The following is an 18,480-nucleotide window of genomic DNA, read 5'->3' as shown; positions in this document are numbered from 1 at the left end:
GTTATAATTGACTTTTTATCTTGATGAGTTCGGCCTTGATGCCTTCCAATTTCCGGATAATCTCAAAATTGGTCAAGGTCTTTTTCTTTTCTTCCTTTAAATGGGTTTTGGCCCCTTCTAGGGTAAAACCTCTTTCTTTCACCAAATGATAGATCAATTCGAGGTTTTTTATGTCCTGTGGGGTAAACTTACGATTGCCCTTGGCGTTCTTTTTAGGTTTGATCTCGTCGAACTCCTTTTCCCAAAACCGTATCAAAGAGGTATTCACCCCAAAAGCCTTGGCGACTTCGCCAATGGAATAATACAGTTTTTCAGGAAGGTCGATATGCATTAATCGAGCGATTGGTTTTCTTGTTGGGCGTATTTGAGCATATTGGCAAATTCCTCGGTAGACAAACTGCCATAATAGAAATTGATCGGATTGATACGTTTTCCGTCCTTAAATACCTCGTAATGCAGGTGCGGCGCCTGGGAACGCCCGGTACTGCCCACAAAACCGATAAGATCGCCACGTTCTACCTTTTGGCCCACCTTCACGTTATAGTTGCTTAAATGGGCATATAGGGTAAGATAACCATAACCATGATCGATACGGATGTGCTTTCCGTAACCCGACGATTTATTGTCGGCCCGTGTAATCTTACCATCACCTGAGGCATAAATAGGAGTGCCTTTGGGCGCGGTAAAATCCATACCCCAGTGCATTTTTCTAGCTTTGGTAAACGGGTCGGAACGCCACCCATAACCGGAAGCCATACGGGTAAGGTCTTCGTTGCTCACGGGTTGTATGGCCGGAATGGAAGCCAGCAGTTTTTCCTTTTCCTTGGCCAGTTTGGTAATCTCGTCCAGCGATTTCGACTGTACCACCAATTGCTTTTGAATGATATCCAACCGTTGGGTCGTGGCCATGATCATTTCCGAATTGTTGAAACCTTCCAACGATTTATAACGGTTTATTCCCCCGAATCCGGCCTTGCGTTGCTCTTCCGGAATAGGGTTGGCTTCGAAATATAAACGATAAATATTGTTGTCGCGTTCTTCTACATTGGCCAAAACTTGCTCTACCTGCTCCATTTTTTTGTCCAACAGTTCAAACTGCAGTTCGTAATTCCGTAGTTCGCGTTGCAGGGAGAGTTCTTTAGGGGTGTTGATCAAATTGGTATTCATCAACAGCATAACCACCAAAAAACCGAAAAGGGCCGAACCCAGCAGAAAAAGCCCGATGTTTCGATACTTTCGCGATTTTTTCGGTTCGATCTTACGATACGAAAGCGTATCGGGATCGTAAAAATATTTAACCTTAGACATAAGCGGATTTTATCCTATTTTTGTGCGCTGGTTTATCCCAACAAATATAGAAATTGTTTCGTAAACCGCGATGATACTAAGAAGCTTACCCGATATCAATGAAATCCCAAGAAGTCAGAGCCCAGTTCCTTCGTTTTTTTGAAGAAAAAATGCATAAGATTGTGCCCTCGGCACCCATGGTGATCAAAGACGATCCCACCCTGATGTTCACCAATGCCGGAATGAACCAGTTCAAGGAGTTTTTCTTGGGTATAGGTACGCCCCAGTCGCATCGTGTGGCCGACACCCAAAAGTGCCTTAGGGTTAGTGGGAAACACAATGATTTGGAAGAAGTAGGCCGCGATACCTATCACCATACCATGTTCGAAATGTTGGGTAACTGGAGTTTTGGTGATCCGGCAGGCAAGGGCAATGGGTACTTTAAAAAAGAGGCCATTTCCTGGGCTTGGGAATTGCTTACCGAGGTATATGGCATACCCAAGGAGAATCTGTACGTAACCGTTTTTGAAGGCAGTACCGATGCCGATAACTTGGCCTTGGATCAAGAGGCCATGGATTTTTGGAAGGCCATTATTCCGGAAGACCGCATTTTAATGGGCGACAAAAAGGATAACTTTTGGGAGATGGGCGATCAAGGTCCGTGTGGGCCCTGTTCTGAGATCCATGTCGATATCCGTTCCGAGGAAGAAAAACAAAAAGTATCCGGGGCCAGTTTGGTAAACCAAGACCATCCGCAGGTGGTAGAAATCTGGAACCTGGTCTTTATGCAATACAACCGTAAGGCCGATGGTAGCCTAGAGTCATTACCGGCCAAACATGTAGATACCGGTATGGGCTTTGAGCGCTTGTGTATGGTACTGCAGGGCAAGCAATCGAACTACGATACCGATGTGTTTACACCGATCATTCGAGAAATCGAGGCTATTTCGGGGGTAGATTATGGGAAACAGGAAGAAACCGATATCGCCATTCGTGTGATCGCCGATCACCTTCGTGCCGTTTCTTTTTCCATTGCCGATGGGCAGTTACCCTCCAATACGGGTGCTGGTTATGTAATCCGTAGGATTTTGCGTAGGGCCATCCGATACGGCTTTACCTTTTTGGGCCTAAAGCAGCCTTTTATGCATCTTTTGGTGAAGGAACTGCGCTATATGGCCCAACATGCCTTCCCAGAGTTGAAGGTGCAGCAGCAATTGATCGAAAACGTAATCCAAGAAGAAGAACGGTCATTTCTAAAGACCTTGGAACAAGGTTTGGGGCTGTTGGATGCCGCTTTGAAAAACACCGAAGGCCAGACCCTATCGGGTGATAAGGCCTTTGAGTTATACGATACCTTTGGTTTTCCTATCGACCTTACCCAGCTTATCGCCAGTGAAAAAGGGTTTGGGGTAGATACCGAGCGTTTCGCCCTTCGTATGGAGGAGCAAAAGAACCGCTCCCGTAAGGCTACGGAAACCAGCACAGGGGATTGGACGGTTATCGGAACCGATCAAGTACAGGAATTTGTGGGTTACGATTACCTTGAGACCGATATCAAGATCCAGAAATACCGCAAGGTGACCACTAAAAAAGAGGGCGATCAATACCAATTGGTGTTCAATATGACCCCTTTTTATGCTGAAGGCGGTGGCCAAGTGGGTGATAAAGGATATTTAGAGGCCGCCAATGGTAACCTAACCTATATCATAGATACCAAAAGGGAGAATAACGAGATCGTGCATTTTGCTAAGTCACTTCCGAGGGATCCCGAGGCTACTTTTAAGGCTATTGTAGATAAAAAGCAACGTAGAAGAACCGCTTGTAACCATACGGCGACCCATTTATTGCATCAAGGGTTACGCGAGATTTTGGGCGAGCATGTAGAGCAGAAAGGCTCGGCAGTACATTCAAAATACCTGCGTTTCGATTTTTCGCACTTTGGTAAAATGACGGTAGATGAGTTACGATTGGTCGAGAATTTCGTCAATGCCCGTATTGCGGCCAGTTTGCCTTTGGAAGAACAACGTACGGTGCCTATGCAACAAGCCTTAGATCAAGGGGCCATGGCACTTTTTGGTGAAAAGTATGGCGATACGGTTCGTACCATAAAGTTTGGTAGTTCGGTAGAATTGTGTGGGGGTACCCATGTGCAGAATACCAACGAACTTTGGCATTTCAAGATTGTTTCCGAAGGGGCCGTTGCGGCCGGAATCAGACGTATTGAGGCCATCACGGCCGATGCTACGAAAGAGTTTTATTGGCAGAACAACCGCCAATTGTACGAGATCAAAGATCTATTGAACAATGCCAAAGACCCGGTAAAAGCGGTGGGTAATCTTCAGGAAGAAAACCAGAAACTACAGAAACAGATAGAAGCTTTATTAAAAGAAAAGGCCCAAAACGTAAAACAGCAACTTAAGGCCGAGATTGAAACGGTGGCCGGGGTAGACTTTTTGGCCAAGCAGGTAGATTTAGATGCGGCAGCCATTAAAAACCTCTGTTTTGAACTGGGTAGCAATGCCGATAACCTTTTTCTGCTTTTCGGGGCCGAACAAAACGGCAAGGCCCTTTTGAGTTGTTATATCTCCAAAGAATTGGCGGCGGCCAAAAACCTGAATGCCGGAACCATCGTCCGTGAACTGGGCAAGTTCATTCAAGGTGGCGGTGGGGGACAGCCCTTTTTCGCTACTGCGGGGGGTAAAAACCCAGCCGGACTAGGCGAAGCTTTAGCTGCGGCCAAGGGGTACTTGGAATAAAAACTAGACAATAGCATTAAATAATAAAAGCCCTGTCACAGATGATGACAGGGCTTTTCTTTTGAGTCTTTCCTCTTAATCCACCGGCGTATGCTCCAAAAAGTAATTGGCGATCAAGGTGTATAAATGCCGGCTGGTATTGGCGCCTTCATAGATACCGTGCGAACGGTTCGGGTAGGCCATAAAATCGAACTGTTTGTTGTGTTTGATCAACTCGTTTACCAAAAGCTCGGCGCTTTGGTAGTGTACATTGTCGTCTGCTGTACCATGGATAATCAATAAATTCCCCTCCAGGTTTTTGGCATAGGTTAGGGGAGAGCCTTTGATAAAATCTTCCTCGTTTTCCTGGGGTAGACCCATATAGCGTTCTTGATAGATATTGTCGTAGACCAATTGGTTGGAAACCCCGGCTACGGCCACCCCAGTTTTATAGATTTCCGGGTATTTGAACATCAGGTTCATGGTCATGGAGCCACCGCCGCTCCAGCCCCAGACTGCAGTACGTTCGGCATCGAGATAATCGAGTTTTAACAATTCTTGGGCGGCCATGGCCTGATCTTGGGCATTGATCAGCCCTATTTTCCTATAAATACTCTTTCGCCACGCGCTACCGTTCAAACATGGGGTGCCGCGATTATCCATATCGATGACCACATATCCTTGTTGGGCCAAGAAGATATTAAAGGAACCAATGGGCTTGTCTAGGGCCTGTTGCGACCAAGGTTCGCCATATACATGGAAAATGACCGGGTATTTTTTAGCAGGATCGAAACCCGTAGGCAAAACGGTGCGTACATCTAGGGTAATGCCCTCGGCTGTGGTTACTTGCGAAAAACGAACCTCTGGATGGTCTAAAGTGGCCATTTTCTGGGTATGTCTAGCATTGTCTACCAGGGTTTTAATGACCTTGTGGTCGGGCAGGCTAATAAAGCGTACCGTTCTTGCTTTTTTGGCACTTTGATGGTTGTGAATGGCGTATTTTCCGTTAGGGGAAACATTGTAGCCATTTAAGCCGTCGTAGCTTTCGGGAGTAATGCGTTTATCCTTGCCTTTCCCTTTCAAATCGGTATAATACAAATAGCGTTGGGTGCTGTTTTCTGGCGAGGCCATGTAGAACAAACCTTTAGAGGTGGCACTACGCATCGATGCCACATCGTAGTCGAATGGGGTAACCAAGGTTTTCTTTCCTGTTGCGATAGCTACCTTGTACACATGACGCCAAGCATCATTTTCGGTCATACGTAAAAATGCGGTTTTCTTGTCTACCAAGGGTAGGTCGTTATTGCCCCAGCTATCCGACGAAACATCGGGGTAGCCTATATCTACCCAGGTATCTTCGGTTTCCTCATATATTAACTTCAATTGTTTGGTGCTCGGGGTATAGCCCCAAATTTTCAAATGGTTTTGGTGGCGGTTTAACCGTTGTATTAGCAATAGATCGTCATGAACCCATTGGATTCCGGGAATATAATTTTGTCTGGGGTCGCCTTCTAAGCCTACCCAATGTATGGCGTCGTCTTTTAGGTCGATAATACCGATTTTTGCCGAAGAAGGGGTTTGGCCCACCTTAGGGTACTGGATCGGAATGGGTCTCGAATAGATCGAGTCGGTATTATTGATCATGTAAAAGGTGCCGGTCGCCGAGGCATCGAGTTGCCAAAAGGCGATACGGCTATCGGCCGGACTAATGGTAAAACCATCCCTTTTGCCGAATTCTTCCTCATAAACCCAATCGAATGTCCCGTTAATAATAGCACCGGTACCATCTTGGGTAAGTGCCGTTTTGGTTTGGGTTTTGAAATCTTCGCGATAGATATTGAATTTATGCACATAATAGACGTAGCGGTTGTCCGAAGAGAACTTGGCGAACATCAAGGAAGAGGCCTCCAGATCAGCGCCCAACTGGGTCAGTTTTTGGGTATTTAGGTCAAACACCCAATAGTCTCCCTTGGTATTAGAGCGCCACACCCGACTCGAGTTGGTGAAGATCAATACTTTACTACCGTCTGGCGAAAGACTAAAACTTTCGATATGTAAAGATGTTCCTTGGGTTCGAAGTTTTTCGGCGGACACGAAGACCGAACGTTCTTGGTTGGCACTGGTATAGCGTACCAATTCGTCGGCTCCATCGATACTGGCCGACTTTTCAATGGTAAAATAGTGGTCGCCCGTGGCATCCCATTGAATGGTGCGTTCGTAATCTTGACGGAATTCCCCCGAGAACATACGGTCTAGGGTCATTTGGTCAGTTTGTGCCTGTAGGACGAAAGAAAAACATCCCAAGAAGAAAAAGAATATCGATTTAGAAGACATATGCTAAGCTTTGTGGTAAAGATACATAAAGCCGCTATGGCCAATTGGCACTACATAGCCCGATTGTTTGATGTTTTTAGCACCCCAATAGGTATTGTTTTGCTACCTTAGGCGGAACCAAACTAAGAGATGCCATGAAAATCATATCACGGAAATTTTTAACGATAGGGCTGGTCTGTAGCCTTATAGCTTGCAAGCAGACCCCTAAAGAAACAGAAACAACCAACGAAGCCAAATTACCTCGGGTGGCCATAGCCGGTCTTGGGATTGAATCGAGTACTTTTTCCCCCGCGGTTTCCGAAGTGGAGGCCTTCCATTCCAAAATGGGGGAAGCTATTTTTGACCGTTATCCCTTTATGCATTCCGATTCGGTAAACAGGATCCGGGCCCAATGGTACCCTGCCTTGGTGGGTAAATCATTACCTGGCGGAATCGTATCGCGGCGGGCTTATGATTCGTTGATGAACCATACCTTACGATTACTCAAAGCCAATTTACCTTACGACGGACTCTTTTTCGATATCCATGGGGCCATGAGCGTACAGGGCATTGAAGATCCTGAAGGCGATATGATAGCCCAGATACGAAAAGTGGTGGGCCCCGAAACCCTAATATCGACCTCTATGGATTTACATGGTAATGTTTCGGAACGTTTGGCCCAACATTCCGATTTGATCACTTGTTATCGAATGGCACCCCATGAAGACGCTTTGGAATCGAAACAACGGGCGGTAGATAATCTGTTAGATCGTTTGGAAAGCGGTAAGGGGAAACCCAAGTACAAGGCCTGGATTCCCGTGCCTATTTTATTGCCAGGTGAAAAAACCAGTACCCGAATAGAGCCGGGTAAAAGTCTCTATGCCCAAGTAGCCCCCTTGACTAAAGAGAATGGGGTTATCGATGCCGCCATTTGGATCGGTTATGCCTGGGCCGACGAGCCTCGCAACCATGCGGTGGTCATGGCTGTTGGCGATGACGAACAACAAGTTTCGGAGGCAGCCGAGCAATTGGCGGCGGAATTCTGGCGGGTACGGCACGAATTTGAGTTCGTAGCGACCACTACCACTTTTGAAGATGCCATGCGTCAAGCTTTGGCCAGCGATAAAAAGCCTTTTATAATCAGCGATATGGGCGATAATCCTACCGCTGGGGGTGCGGGCGATGTTACCTGGACCTTGAATGAATTGTTACAACGCCCCGAGTTCAAAAAAGCCGATGGCCCGCAGTTGATCTATGCCTCCATACCTGGTCCCGATTTTGTGGAAAAGGCGGTCGCCTTGGGTAAGGGTGCCCAGATCAGTGCAACGGCCGGGGCCGATGTAGATAATCGTTTTGCCGGACCGGTACTTTTGGAAGGAACCATTACCGCCATTCGACATGGCGATACCCATGCCGAGACCGAAGTGGTAGTTCAAGTGGGGAGTTTACAGGTAATCGTAACCAAAAAACGGAAGCCCTACCATAAAGAGGCCGATTTTACTAATTTGGGGCTGAAACCGCGTGAGGCCGATATCGTCATGGTTAAAATCGGCTATTTGGTGCCGGAATTATATAATATACGGGCAGACTGGGTTATGGCCCTTACCCCTGGAGGTGTAGACCAAGATCTAGAACGCTTGGGCTATAAAAATATTAAACGTCCCATGTTTCCTTTAGATGCCGATATGAAGGATCCCGATTTAAGTACCCGATGGATACCTTTGGCCAACGAATAAATTTTTAAAATGGATTTTCGAACCCCGGTTACCATAACTAGAGAAGCCAATACCATTGGTTATGGGCAAAAGACCGTCTTTTTGGGCTCTTGCTTTGCGACCCATATGGGACGAAAATTCGAATATTACCAATTACCCAGTAGTACCAATCCCTTGGGAATTTCGTTCCAGCCAACGGCCCTAGCACGACTTTTAGAACGGGCGGTTGAGGAAAAACCGTTTTCCGAAGCCGATTTGATATGTAACTATGGGGTTTGGAATAGCCTTGAGGTACATTCCAGCTTAGGGAGTCTGGCCGCCGAGACCACCTTGGGAAACTTAAACCAAGGCCTACAAAGCCTTAGGGACAATCTAAAACAGGCCACCCACTTGGTGGTTACCCTGGGCACAGCTTGGGTATATCGGTATTTGGAAACGGGGCAATTGGTCGCCAATTGTCACAAAATTCCCCAAAGGCAATTTTCAAAGGAGTTGTTGTTACCAGCAGAAGTTACAGAATCTTTGGAAAGCTTGTACGAGCTAGCAAAAACGTTGAATCCTAAGCTGCGATTGGTGTTTACGGTTTCCCCGGTTCGGCACAGTAAAGATGGTATGGTAGAAAACCAACGTTCTAAATCGCATTTATTCGCCGGTTTAGGTCCGGTACTAGATCGCCCCGATGTAACCTACTTTCCAGCCTACGAACTTATGATGGACGAGTTGCGCGATTACCGCTATTACGAGCGCGACATGATACACCCGAACCCCTTGGCCATTGACTTTATTTGGGAACGATTTAAACAGACATGGATTACGGAAGCCGACTGGAAAACCATGGAAATGGTTGCCAAAATAAGGAAAGGACTGGCCCACAAACCGTTTAATCCTGAAAGCGATGGGCACCTAGCGTTCTTAAATAAACTTCGAGAAGAGATGGCTAATATGATTAACCAATATCCCCACATGAACTTTTAACGTTTTCGATATACTAAAGTTAATGTCGATGCAGTTCAATAAAGAAAAACTTAGTGATGAAGAAGTGGTTTCCGCTAGTACTGGTTTTGGCGTTTATAGGTTGTGATTCCGATGATTTAGGTGGCGGTGCCGCCCAACTCGATTTGGTCACCGGGATTTGGAATCCTACTATAGTACCTGAAGAGGGTTTTGTGTTGGGAAACCCGAATGTGCGTAATTTAGGTGTGTTTACTATAAAACCAAATCCTGCCGATAACGAAATCCAGCTGTCGTCCGATCAAAACATATCCAAGGTCTATCTGGTACTGGGGAAACCCTTACGAAAATATAAAGAGGTCGATTTTGCTACTTTGCTGAATGCAGACTTGTATACCGAGGCCGAAATTCGAGATAAAGCTGTTAGCGAATCTCCCTCAATAGAGGTTCAACCCATTACCATATCTTTCGAAGATTTAGCCCCGGGCTATTATCGTGTTTTCGTACAAATTGAAGGCCAGTTTTATTGGGATAATGCCTACGTGTCCAAAGAGGCCGGTTTCGATATACAAACTTTGGTTGATTTTTGGTCTGAATAGGCTCGTTTCGAATTGATATCTTTGGGTATATACATACCACCCAATGATATGCGAAAAATACTATTCGGGGCCCTCATTACGTTAGCTATCGTACTCATTTACCAGTCTTGGAATAACCAAAACAAGGAGGCTACTGTTTTGGAAGCCCATACAGCCTTGATACAGGAAGAGATAAAAAACGTCTCCAAATTGGTAGTAACCGAGGGGCATTTTGCCGAGGTCTTAAGTTACAAAGATAGCCAGCAACTGTTCGGTAATCTGATTACCGCCGATAAAAAGGCCTTAGTTGTGGTAAACGCCCAAGTGGCCATTTCGTACGATTTGGCCCAACTCACATACGAATTGGATGCTGCCTCAAAGACCTTGGAAATCAATCATATCCCAGAACCTGAGGTTAAAATCGCCCCTGATTTTGAATACTACGATATCTCGGCAGATTATTTTAATCCGTTCGAGGCCAAGGACTACAATGCCATTAAAAATAGGGTGATGCGTTCGCTTCAAACCAAAATCGATGCTTCCGACCTACGCAAAAATGCCCAAAATCGCCTGTTGTCCGAATTACAGAAAATGTATGTCCTAACCCATAGTTTGGGATGGACACTTGAATATCATGGCAAGCCCGTGCATACTCCAGACGTAATTGAAAGTAACCTTTTGCTGAAGGATTAGGAGATAATGGAAAAGCCGAAAAGAAAAGAGAAAACCCCTTGGCCTACCCGAAAGGCCATGGCCCAGATTTATGAGAAAAATCTGTGGGGCGGGGCAGCCGACACCTTTTATTCTGGGGAAGGTTCCCATGACCCAGCCTTGGTGTTTCCTTATGTAAAAGCCGTCCAAGAATTCTTGCACCGATTGCCCCGACCGGTTCGACTTTGTGATCTAGGTTGTGGCGATTTTAATATCGGTAAACAACTATTGCCTTTCGTACAGGAATATATCGCCCTAGATATTGTGCCCGAATTGATTCAACGGAATCAAAAAACCTTTAAGGCCGATAATCTCAGTTTTTTAGCTCTAGATGCGGCACAAGATGAGCTGCCACAGGCCGATGTAGTTCTAGTTCGGCAGGTATTACAACATTTATGCAATAATGAGATACAACAAATATTGAGTAAACTTTCACAGTATCGGTATGTAATATTAACGGAGCATTTGCCCCGGGGTGAATTTGAACCGAATCTCGATATTATTTCGGGTCAAGGTATTCGCTTGAAAAAGGGGAGTGGGGTCGATCTGTTGGCCCCGCCATTTAATTTTCGGGTAAGGAATGCGCAAGAATGGGTGTCGGTAATACCCGAAAACGGAAAAGGTGTGCTTAAAACGGTATGTTATACCCTGATTTAAATCCTAAGGGTAGGCTACTATTTTAAAGTTAATTTCTTATTAAGAGTGGTTGTATAATTATGTCTTTTTGATAATTTGAAGCAAAACAACTACCTATGGACACACTCGAAAACAAAAATCAAAGACGAAATTTTATTAAAAATGTCAGCATGATTGGGGGCGGATTGTTACTGCCATTTTCCGGAATGGCCGGTATGGAAATGCCTAAAAAGAAATTAGGTTTACATGAATTCGGTCCTCGAAAAGGGTATGCCCCTGAGATTAGTATTCTGGTTTCAATGATGGATTGGATGCGCGCGACCGTCTTGCGCTCGGTACGAGGGCTATCGGTTAAGGAACTCGACTTTTTATTGGACGATGAGGCCAATAGTATTGGGGCTATGTTAATGCATTTGGCGGCTACGGAAAAATACTATCAGATACATACCTTTGAGAACAAACCTTGGGGAAGCTGGTCTGAAGCCGATGAAAAAAGATGGGATGTGGCCATGGGTTTAGGAGATAAAGGCCGTCTGGAAATTAAGGGCAACCCGCTTTCGTATTATACAGATGCTTTGGCCGAGGTACGGGATCAAACCAAAGAACTCTTAAAGGGTAAAACCGACGATTGGCTAATGGAAAGCACTAAATTCTTTGGGAATCAATCTACCAATAACTATTGCAAATGGTTTCACGTCGTTGAGCACGAAAGCAACCACAACGGTCAGATCAAGTTCATTAAAGGTCGTATGTAAAAGCCTTAAGCGTTTTTTAGGTTTTGGTCAACCAATGCCAATCCGCCGTCTATAAGATGGCCCACTTCGGGTTTTTCGCCTTTTACTTTTTCTAGATGCTGTTTTATGGCTTCGGCAAAATCGGAATCATTACCCAAAACGGCCAATTCGTAGAGTTCAACGGCCAATAACCAATCTGTTGGGTGGTCGTTTTGCAGTACCTTAAAAATTTTGTTTCGGGAGACCGTGGTATTGGTGCCTTCCCGGAAATCACGCACTTGGGCATAGAGTTTTTGCAAGGCTATGCGCTCCTCCGATTTTTTAGCTTTTATGGTGGTGTCCTTAATCTCATGGCTGATTAAATTGAACGAGCTTAGATCGGCCGGGCCGTTAAAAGCCGAGACGATGCGCTGGCCCACGGCCATATGGTACAGTCCCCAATCAGGCTCGAACAGCACTTCTTCGCCATGGGTAACACGACAATTTTTAAACGTAATCAACAGTATTTTGCCTTGAAGGTTACGGGTACCGGTAATAATGTCGCCGGTAACGGTAATACCCCCTTCAAATTCTAGGGTTACGGTCTTGCCTTCGTAAATGTCATAGGCCTTTAGGTCGCGCGGGCTCATATCTTCAATAGCCAGGTTAATGCCTTCTAATTTGCCCAAAGGTGAGCCAAAACCGTGGGGGTGCATTTCAATCCCATGGCCTACCAATTCCTTTTCCCGGTAACTCAGGGCGGTAGGTCCGGAAGTCTGCAGGTAAACGGCTTTGTTCTCGTGGTCTATGGCCCGGGTGAAGATACCGGAAACCTGTAGACCGGTACTCAGTTCCAAAGTGCCAAGGGCTTTAGAAGCTATAAGTTTTCGAATGCCTTTGATACCCCCGGTACGCAGGGCCATGGTATTCGCGAATTCTTCAAGTACCTGGCTCAGGAATGCAAAATCGGGGGTTACGAACAGTTGGGGCTGGGGCTTGGTGATATCAAACCCTACTTGGGCCGTTTCACTGGAGTATGGTAGTTTCTTTACTTGGTCGGTCATACACCAGCTACTTTCGCCTATGGATGAAAGCAAGCCGGCCCCATAAATCTTGGGGTCGTTTACGGTTCCGATAAGTCCGTATTCTACCGTCCACCAATGCAAATTGCGGATCAATGCCATTTCCGATGGTTCGCCCATGTTTTCCTGTAGAAAGGCGATATGGTCTTCTGCCTTTTTTATTTCGGTTTCCGGTGTACCATGTGCTTCCTTGATAATGCTCAAATGCCTTACGGCCTCGTACAGTTCATAATCTTTGGCACTACTGATGGCCTTACAGCCAATCTCTCCGAAACGCCTGAGGTATTCGGCATATTCCGGATTGGCGATAATGGGAGCATGTCCGGCTCCTTCGTGAATTATATCGGGGGCAGGGGTATATTCGATGTTCTCCAACTGCCGTATATCCGAAGCGATTACCAACACATTATAGGCCTGAAACTCCATAAAAGCGGCAGGGGGTATAAAGCCGTCTACCGCTACTGCTGCCCAACCTATTTCTTGTAGAATACGGTTCATGCCATACATATTCGGGATATGGTCTATGGAGATACCTGTGCTTTTAAGTCCGTTTACATAAGAAGTATGGGCTACTTGCCCAAGATAATCCACATTTTTGCGCATTACATAGCGCCAAACGGCTTGGTCAATGGCACTATAGGCATCGTAGTCTTGCGCTTTGATGTATTGCCTAAGGTGTTCGGGCAACTTGTCCAGAATGGGATTGCTTTCGTATTGCATAATGGCCTAAATGGGTTTCTCTAAAAATACGAAAAATGGCCCCATAGGGTCAAGGGTTTGTGCCGGGCGCATTTAGTTAAAATGCTGAAAGATGTATAGGGATTTTGAAGTATGATCGTTAAAAATGAAAAAACGGGAGTGGTTGGTGTGCCTACTCCCGTTCCGCTGTCAAATTTTGGTAAGTACCAAAATATTATTCACCCTCCTGACCGGGAGGGTATTGTGTCATGATCTTGGCTACGAATTCGTTGATGCGTTCTTCCTTCTTTTCGATATTACTGGTTTCGCTAAGGGTACCAACACCCTTACCCTGCCAAACCAGCTCCTTCTTCTTGGCATCGAGTAGGTCTATGTATAAAGAGCCTTCGGTGCTTACACTGACTTGATCGCCGTAAAAGCCCGGGCCCCAGCCCCAACCCCAATAATAGGGGCTCCAGCCGTACATAAAACCGGCATTGCGATAAACATCTACCTGTTCCCGTTCTTTGGTGAAAATACTTACCAATAAATCGGGTGTTTTCGATTTTACATAGCCTTTTTGGCTCATTTCACGTTCTACGGCCCTAAGGATTCGTTTTTTGTCCAAATCGGATATTTGGGCTTTGTCAATTCCTGTTCTATAAAAAGCATAGGTCTTATACCCATTAAAATCTACTTCTTTATCGTAGTCAGACAATACCCGGACCGATGTACAGGAACCCAACAAAAAGACAAAGGAAAGCAAGAGGTAAAAAGCGTTTTTCATAACAATAAGGTTTACAAGGCCAGTAGCGTGCCCGTTTTAATTTTATTTACCTCAAAAACCATGCCGTAACCTAACCTCTTTTAGGGTCGTATCCATAAGGGCAATGTCGGCATCCACTTTTACAACAATAGCCCCTTTTTAGGTGATATTGCTCGGTAAATACCCGATATCCTTCTTCAGATAAGTAGAAGTCTCCGGCCTCTACTGGGATGATTTTTTTCATACGACAAAGGTAACAAGAAGTTAGAAGTCCACATTTGGGTAAATTCTTAAGAAGTGCAGTGGTGGGAAAGCGTTTCTTAAGATGTATAGGGCCGTTAACTAACAGTATGTTGATTACTTTTCGACCTATGGTAGGTCTTTTATCTTTTGGGTTGACCTAAAGAAGTTATATTTGTGTACATCACTGACCCGACCTATGATACTCATATTCAGGTATTTTTTTTATAAAGACTATGTGGGCCTCTCCGTTTGGCCTTTCATTATCTTAAGGGAGACCGACCTTAAACAAGATGCGGTCTTGCTTAATCACGAACGTATTCATCTACGCCAGCAGTTCGAACTACTCATCTTACCCTTTTATCTTTGGTATGGCATCGAATGGTGTGTGGGCATGTTCAAATATGGCGATTCGTATCAGGCCTACCGCAATATCTCATTTGAAAAAGAGGCCTATGCCCACGAAATGGATCACGCCTATTTGAAAAAAAGACGCCCTTTCTCTTTTTTACGGTTTTTGAAGTAGTTTTAGATGATTTCGGAAAATCAGGAAATTATTTGGCCCGGACTGGCCGAAAAAAACATCCGATTGTACCTAAAACGAGAAGACCTGCTTCACCCGTGGATATCGGGGAATAAATTCCGGAAACTCAAATACAATATTGAGGAAGCCCAAAAAAAAGGTGCCACTACCTTACTTACTTTTGGTGGCGCCTTTTCGAACCATATTTCAGCTACGGCCTATGCGGGTTATAAACACGGTCTTAAGACCATTGGCGTGATCCGGGGCGAGGAATTGGAGGGAAACTGGATCGATAACCCTACCTTGAAACAGGCCTACGACCATGGTATGCGTTTTCACTTTATAAGTAGAAGCCGCTACAGGGAAAAGGATTCTCTGGAGTTTATCGCATCGTTAGAAAGTCATTTAGGCCCATTTTATATGGTGCCCGAAGGAGGTACCAATACCTTGGCCGTTAAAGGATGCACAGAAATCTTAAACCCCATTGATACCGGTTTTGATTTTGTCTGTACCGCAGTGGGTACCGGGGGCACCATAGCCGGTTTAAGCCAAGGAGCTTCACCGAATCAGGAAGTTTTGGGTTTCCCGGCCCTAAAAGGAGATTTTTTGAAGCAAGAAATCAAAGCGTTGACGCCACGCGACAATTGGGCCTTGGTTGCCGACTACCATTTTGGGGGTTATGCCAAGATGTCGAAGGAATTGGTTGGCTTTATCAACGATTTTAAACAGGTTACCGGAATTCCTTTAGATCCGGTCTATACCGGAAAAATGATGTTTGGTATACTCGATATGATCAGCGCGGCAAGGTTTTCTGAGGGGTCCCGAATACTGGCTATACATACGGGAGGTTTACAAGGCATTGCCGGCATGAACCAAAAATTGCAAAAAAAGAACTTACCTTTGATCGCATGATAAAAAGGTTTTTATACTTAGGATTGATCAGCCTAAGCTTGGTCTCTTGCTTAGCCAAGAAAAAGACCACCTATGCCAAAAAAGAAAAAGCCAAAAAGGAAGTTTCCGTGCCCCCTTCAAACCCGAAACCTATTGAAGATACAGGGCGTTTTAAATATTATCCCATTGCTTCCACTGAAGAATATATCACCGTATTCGCACCTATCGCGCAATCGGAAATGAAACAATACGGCATACCGGCCAGTATAACTTTGGCCCAAGGCCTATTGGAAAGTGGTGCTGGTAAAGGCCAATTGACCCGGCGAACGAACAATCATTTCGGCATTAAATGTCATAAAGGTTGGACCGGTGGACGTGTCTATCACGATGACGACGCCAAGGGAGAATGCTTTCGTAAATACAATAACCCCAACCAATCCTTTCGCGATCACAGTGAGTTTCTAAGCTCCCGATCACGTTATGCCTTTTTGTTCGAATACAAGCCTACCGATTATCGAAAATGGGCATACGGCTTACGTAAGGCCGGATATGCTACGGATCGAAAATATCCGCAGAAACTAATGGCCCTCATAGAAAGACACGAGCTAGATAAATACGATAGGGAAGTAATCGCCCGAGGCGATTATACCCCTCGGGAAGTACCCGATGGCGAACGTACCATACATATAGTGGCCAAAGGAGAAACACTCTACGCTATTTCGCGCCGGTATTTTATCTCGGTAGACGAACTTATGGCATTGAATAAACTAAAAACGACCACCCTTCAGGTAGGTCAGCAATTGATAGTAAAGAAAAGACGCTAACTATGCTTTATCAAAGAAGTAGTGCGCTATTCGCAGAAGCGCAAAAGGTAATTCCGGGTGGGGTTAACTCTCCCGTAAGGGCATTTAAGGCCGTTGGGGGTAACCCTATATTCGTAAAAGAGGCCAAAGGCGCCTATCTCTATGACGAAGACGGCAATACCCTGATCGATTATATCGCCTCTTGGGGGCCCTTGATTTTGGGTCATGCCCATGAACCTGTAATCAACGCTGTTATTGAAAAGGCAAAAAAAGGAACTTCTTTTGGAATGCCAACGCAAATTGAGACCGAATTGGCCCAACTGGCCGTGTCCATGGTACCCCATATAGATAAAATCCGTTTTGTAAATAGCGGAACGGAGGCTTGTATGAGTGCCGTACGTTTGGCCCGTGGTTATACGGGTCGTGATAAGATCATAAAGTTCGCCGGTTGTTACCATGGCCATTCCGATTCCTTTTTGATCCAAGCAGGTAGTGGGGCCGTTACTTTTGGGGCGCCCAATAGTCCGGGGGTAACTCAAGGCACAGCGAAAGACACTTTACTGGCCCGTTACAATGATTTGGAAAATGTATCGGAACTGTTTCAGGCTAATGCAGGAGAGATAGCTGCAATAATTCTAGAACCCGTTGCCGGAAATATGGGCTGTATCGTACCCCAACCCGGGTTTGTGGAAGGCTTGCGTGAACTATGTGATGCCCATGGGGCCCTGTTGATTTTTGATGAGGTTATGACCGGTTTCCGTTTGGGTCGTGGCGGGGCCCAGGAAGCTTTGGGTATCCGGGCCGACATAGCCTGTTTTGGTAAAGTAATCGGTGGCGGCCTACCCGTTGGTGCCTTTGGCGCCCGTGCCGAGATTATGGCCCATTTGGCCCCGGAAGGGCCTATTTATCAAGCCGGAACCTTAAGTGGGAATCCTTTGGCGATGAGTGCTGGGTTGGCCATGCTTACCGAATTGAATGATAATCCGGGTGTATTCGAAAGTTTGGCGCAAAAAACCGAGCATTTGCATAAAGGTATTGCCCAGGTATTGGAGCGAAAGGGTATCGTAAACCAAATCAATAGGTACGGGTCTATGATTTCGGTGCATTTCTGCGAAGATCCCGTAATCGACTTTGAAAGTTCGGCCAAGGGCAATAACGATACTTTTAAGAAATATTTTCATGGAATGCTTGCCCAAGGGGTATACCTACCGCCATCGGCCTTTGAAAGCTATTTCCTGAACGATGCTTTGTCTTACGAAGATCTCGATAAGACCATAGCTGCTGTTGAAAAGACCTTTGCATAAAAAGTGGCCCTCCAATACACAGGAGAGTTACCTATTTGAAAAGAAAAAGGGCCGGTTTTTCCGGCCCTTTTTTTATGGTTAGTATTTTGGCTATTTTACCCAAGGGGTATAGGATGCCAATTTGTATTCGCGGTAAATATTCAAAAAATGGTCTACTTGCATAAACTTAAGTACTTCTTTCGGGGCCAAGACCTTTTTTAGACGCCCGTAATATTTCTGGCGTACCTTTTCCAGTGACTTTTGGGAACCTTTGATTTCTTTGGTGAAATCGGTTATTTCCTTGGGAGACATCAGGGCTACATCTTTTGAGAGCAATAGCACTTGGTTTTTAAAGATCTCGTTGTATTCGGTGCGGTATTCCTTAACAATATTCCAATAGCCTTCTTCATTTTCTTTGGAAACTTCGATATAGGGCGAAACGATGCTTTTGTATTCTTTAAAGGCTTCTTTTAATGCATTATCGATTTCCTTGTCTACCGTTTGGGCGAAAAAAAGACTGGGTAACAATAAGGCGAAAGCCATACAAAGGGATTTCATATACTTCATGGTTTTAT

18 protein-coding genes are annotated in these 18,480 nt (G+C 45.3%); 11 read left to right on the top strand and 7 right to left on the bottom strand.

Going from position 1 to position 18,480, the window contains the following annotated elements:
* Position 1: 1 nt before the first annotated feature.
* Positions 2-331 carry a MerR family transcriptional regulator gene (locus B7P33_RS07070; protein ID WP_097441291.1) on the bottom strand — a complete coding sequence of 110 codons (330 nt, stop codon included), beginning with the start codon at positions 329-331 and terminating at the stop codon, positions 2-4.
* Complete coding sequence (locus B7P33_RS07065; protein ID WP_097441290.1) at positions 331-1,308, bottom strand: M23 family metallopeptidase; 978 nt, start codon at positions 1,306-1,308, stop codon at positions 331-333. Before B7P33_RS07065 ends, B7P33_RS07070 begins: the two co-directional genes overlap by 1 nt.
* Positions 1,309-1,406: 98 nt before the next feature.
* On the opposite strand from B7P33_RS07065, the gene alaS reads away from it, so the two are divergent.
* Positions 1,407-4,043 carry an alanine--tRNA ligase gene (gene alaS, locus B7P33_RS07060; RefSeq protein WP_097441289.1) on the top strand — a complete coding sequence of 879 codons (2,637 nt, stop codon included), beginning with the start codon at positions 1,407-1,409 and terminating at the stop codon, positions 4,041-4,043.
* A 75-nt stretch (positions 4,044-4,118) separates the two neighbouring features.
* Here the strand turns inward: alaS and B7P33_RS07055 are convergent, their stop codons facing one another.
* Positions 4,119-6,356, bottom strand: coding sequence for a S9 family peptidase (locus B7P33_RS07055; RefSeq protein ID WP_097441288.1), 2,238 nt, complete (start codon positions 6,354-6,356; stop codon positions 4,119-4,121).
* A gap of 134 nt (positions 6,357-6,490) precedes the next feature.
* Between B7P33_RS07055 and B7P33_RS07050 the strand changes: the two genes are divergently transcribed.
* The 6 genes from B7P33_RS07050 to B7P33_RS07025 all read left to right on the top strand — a co-directional run bounded on the left by B7P33_RS07050 (position 6,491) and on the right by B7P33_RS07025 (position 11,681).
* Positions 6,491-8,071, top strand: a complete 1,581-nt coding sequence (locus tag B7P33_RS07050; RefSeq protein ID WP_097441287.1) for a M81 family metallopeptidase — start codon at positions 6,491-6,493, stop codon at positions 8,069-8,071.
* 9 nt (positions 8,072-8,080) lie between these two features.
* Positions 8,081-9,025, top strand: a complete 945-nt coding sequence (locus tag B7P33_RS07045; RefSeq protein WP_097441286.1) for a GSCFA domain-containing protein — start codon at positions 8,081-8,083, stop codon at positions 9,023-9,025.
* A 56-nt stretch (positions 9,026-9,081) separates the two neighbouring features.
* Positions 9,082-9,600, top strand: coding sequence for a hypothetical protein (locus B7P33_RS07040; RefSeq protein WP_097441285.1), 519 nt, complete (start codon positions 9,082-9,084; stop codon positions 9,598-9,600).
* Between the two features lie 48 nt (positions 9,601-9,648).
* Complete coding sequence (locus B7P33_RS07035) at positions 9,649-10,272, top strand: DUF4230 domain-containing protein (RefSeq protein WP_097441284.1); 624 nt, start codon at positions 9,649-9,651, stop codon at positions 10,270-10,272.
* A 6-nt stretch (positions 10,273-10,278) separates the two neighbouring features.
* The gene (locus B7P33_RS07030; RefSeq protein ID WP_097441283.1) at positions 10,279-10,947 is read left to right on the top strand and encodes a class I SAM-dependent methyltransferase; all 669 of its coding nucleotides are present in this window, start codon (positions 10,279-10,281) and stop codon (positions 10,945-10,947) included.
* Between the two features lie 95 nt (positions 10,948-11,042).
* Entirely contained in the window at positions 11,043-11,681 is a 639-nt protein-coding gene (locus B7P33_RS07025) for a DinB family protein (protein WP_097441282.1), read from the top strand.
* 5 nt (positions 11,682-11,686) lie between these two features.
* Here B7P33_RS07025 and B7P33_RS07020 read toward each other — a convergent pair whose 3' ends face one another.
* The 3 genes from B7P33_RS07020 to B7P33_RS19360 form a co-directional block, all read right to left on the bottom strand.
* Complete coding sequence (locus B7P33_RS07020; protein WP_097441281.1) at positions 11,687-13,441, bottom strand: aromatic amino acid hydroxylase; 1,755 nt, start codon at positions 13,439-13,441, stop codon at positions 11,687-11,689.
* Between the two features lie 193 nt (positions 13,442-13,634).
* A complete protein-coding gene (locus B7P33_RS07015) occupies positions 13,635-14,186 on the bottom strand; it encodes a DUF4136 domain-containing protein (RefSeq protein ID WP_097441280.1) in 552 nt (183 codons plus the stop codon).
* 70 nt (positions 14,187-14,256) lie between these two features.
* Entirely contained in the window at positions 14,257-14,409 is a 153-nt protein-coding gene (locus B7P33_RS19360; RefSeq protein ID WP_172435882.1) for a DUF5522 domain-containing protein, read from the bottom strand.
* A gap of 195 nt (positions 14,410-14,604) precedes the next feature.
* Here B7P33_RS19360 and B7P33_RS07010 point away from each other — a divergent pair, with 195 nt between their 5' ends.
* The 4 genes from B7P33_RS07010 to hemL are packed head-to-tail and all read left to right on the top strand — an operon-like array spanning position 14,605 to position 17,926.
* A complete protein-coding gene (locus B7P33_RS07010) occupies positions 14,605-14,931 on the top strand; it encodes a hypothetical protein (protein ID WP_097441279.1) in 327 nt (108 codons plus the stop codon).
* Between the two features lie 6 nt (positions 14,932-14,937).
* Positions 14,938-15,840 (top strand): 1-aminocyclopropane-1-carboxylate deaminase/D-cysteine desulfhydrase, encoded by a 903-nt coding sequence (locus B7P33_RS07005; protein ID WP_097441278.1) that lies wholly within the window; start codon positions 14,938-14,940, stop codon positions 15,838-15,840.
* Positions 15,837-16,643: a glucosaminidase domain-containing protein gene (locus B7P33_RS07000; RefSeq protein WP_097441277.1), complete on the top strand. Its 807-nt coding sequence runs from the start codon at positions 15,837-15,839 to the stop codon at positions 16,641-16,643. The genes B7P33_RS07005 and B7P33_RS07000 overlap by 4 nt, the downstream gene beginning before the upstream one ends.
* Positions 16,644-16,645: 2 nt before the next feature.
* On the top strand, positions 16,646-17,926 hold the full coding sequence (gene hemL / locus B7P33_RS06995; RefSeq protein ID WP_097441276.1) for a glutamate-1-semialdehyde 2,1-aminomutase: 1,281 nt from the start codon (positions 16,646-16,648) through the stop codon (positions 17,924-17,926).
* 90 nt (positions 17,927-18,016) lie between these two features.
* On the opposite strand, the gene B7P33_RS06990 is transcribed toward hemL, so the two are convergent.
* A complete protein-coding gene (locus tag B7P33_RS06990; protein ID WP_141402411.1) occupies positions 18,017-18,472 on the bottom strand; it encodes a hypothetical protein in 456 nt (151 codons plus the stop codon).
* Between the last annotated feature and the right edge of the window lie 8 nt (positions 18,473-18,480).

The organism is Sediminicola luteus (assembly GCF_002514735.1).
GTDB lineage: Bacteria > Bacteroidota > Bacteroidia > Flavobacteriales > Flavobacteriaceae > HQA918.
This window is presented reverse-complemented; position numbering and strand designations above follow the sequence as displayed.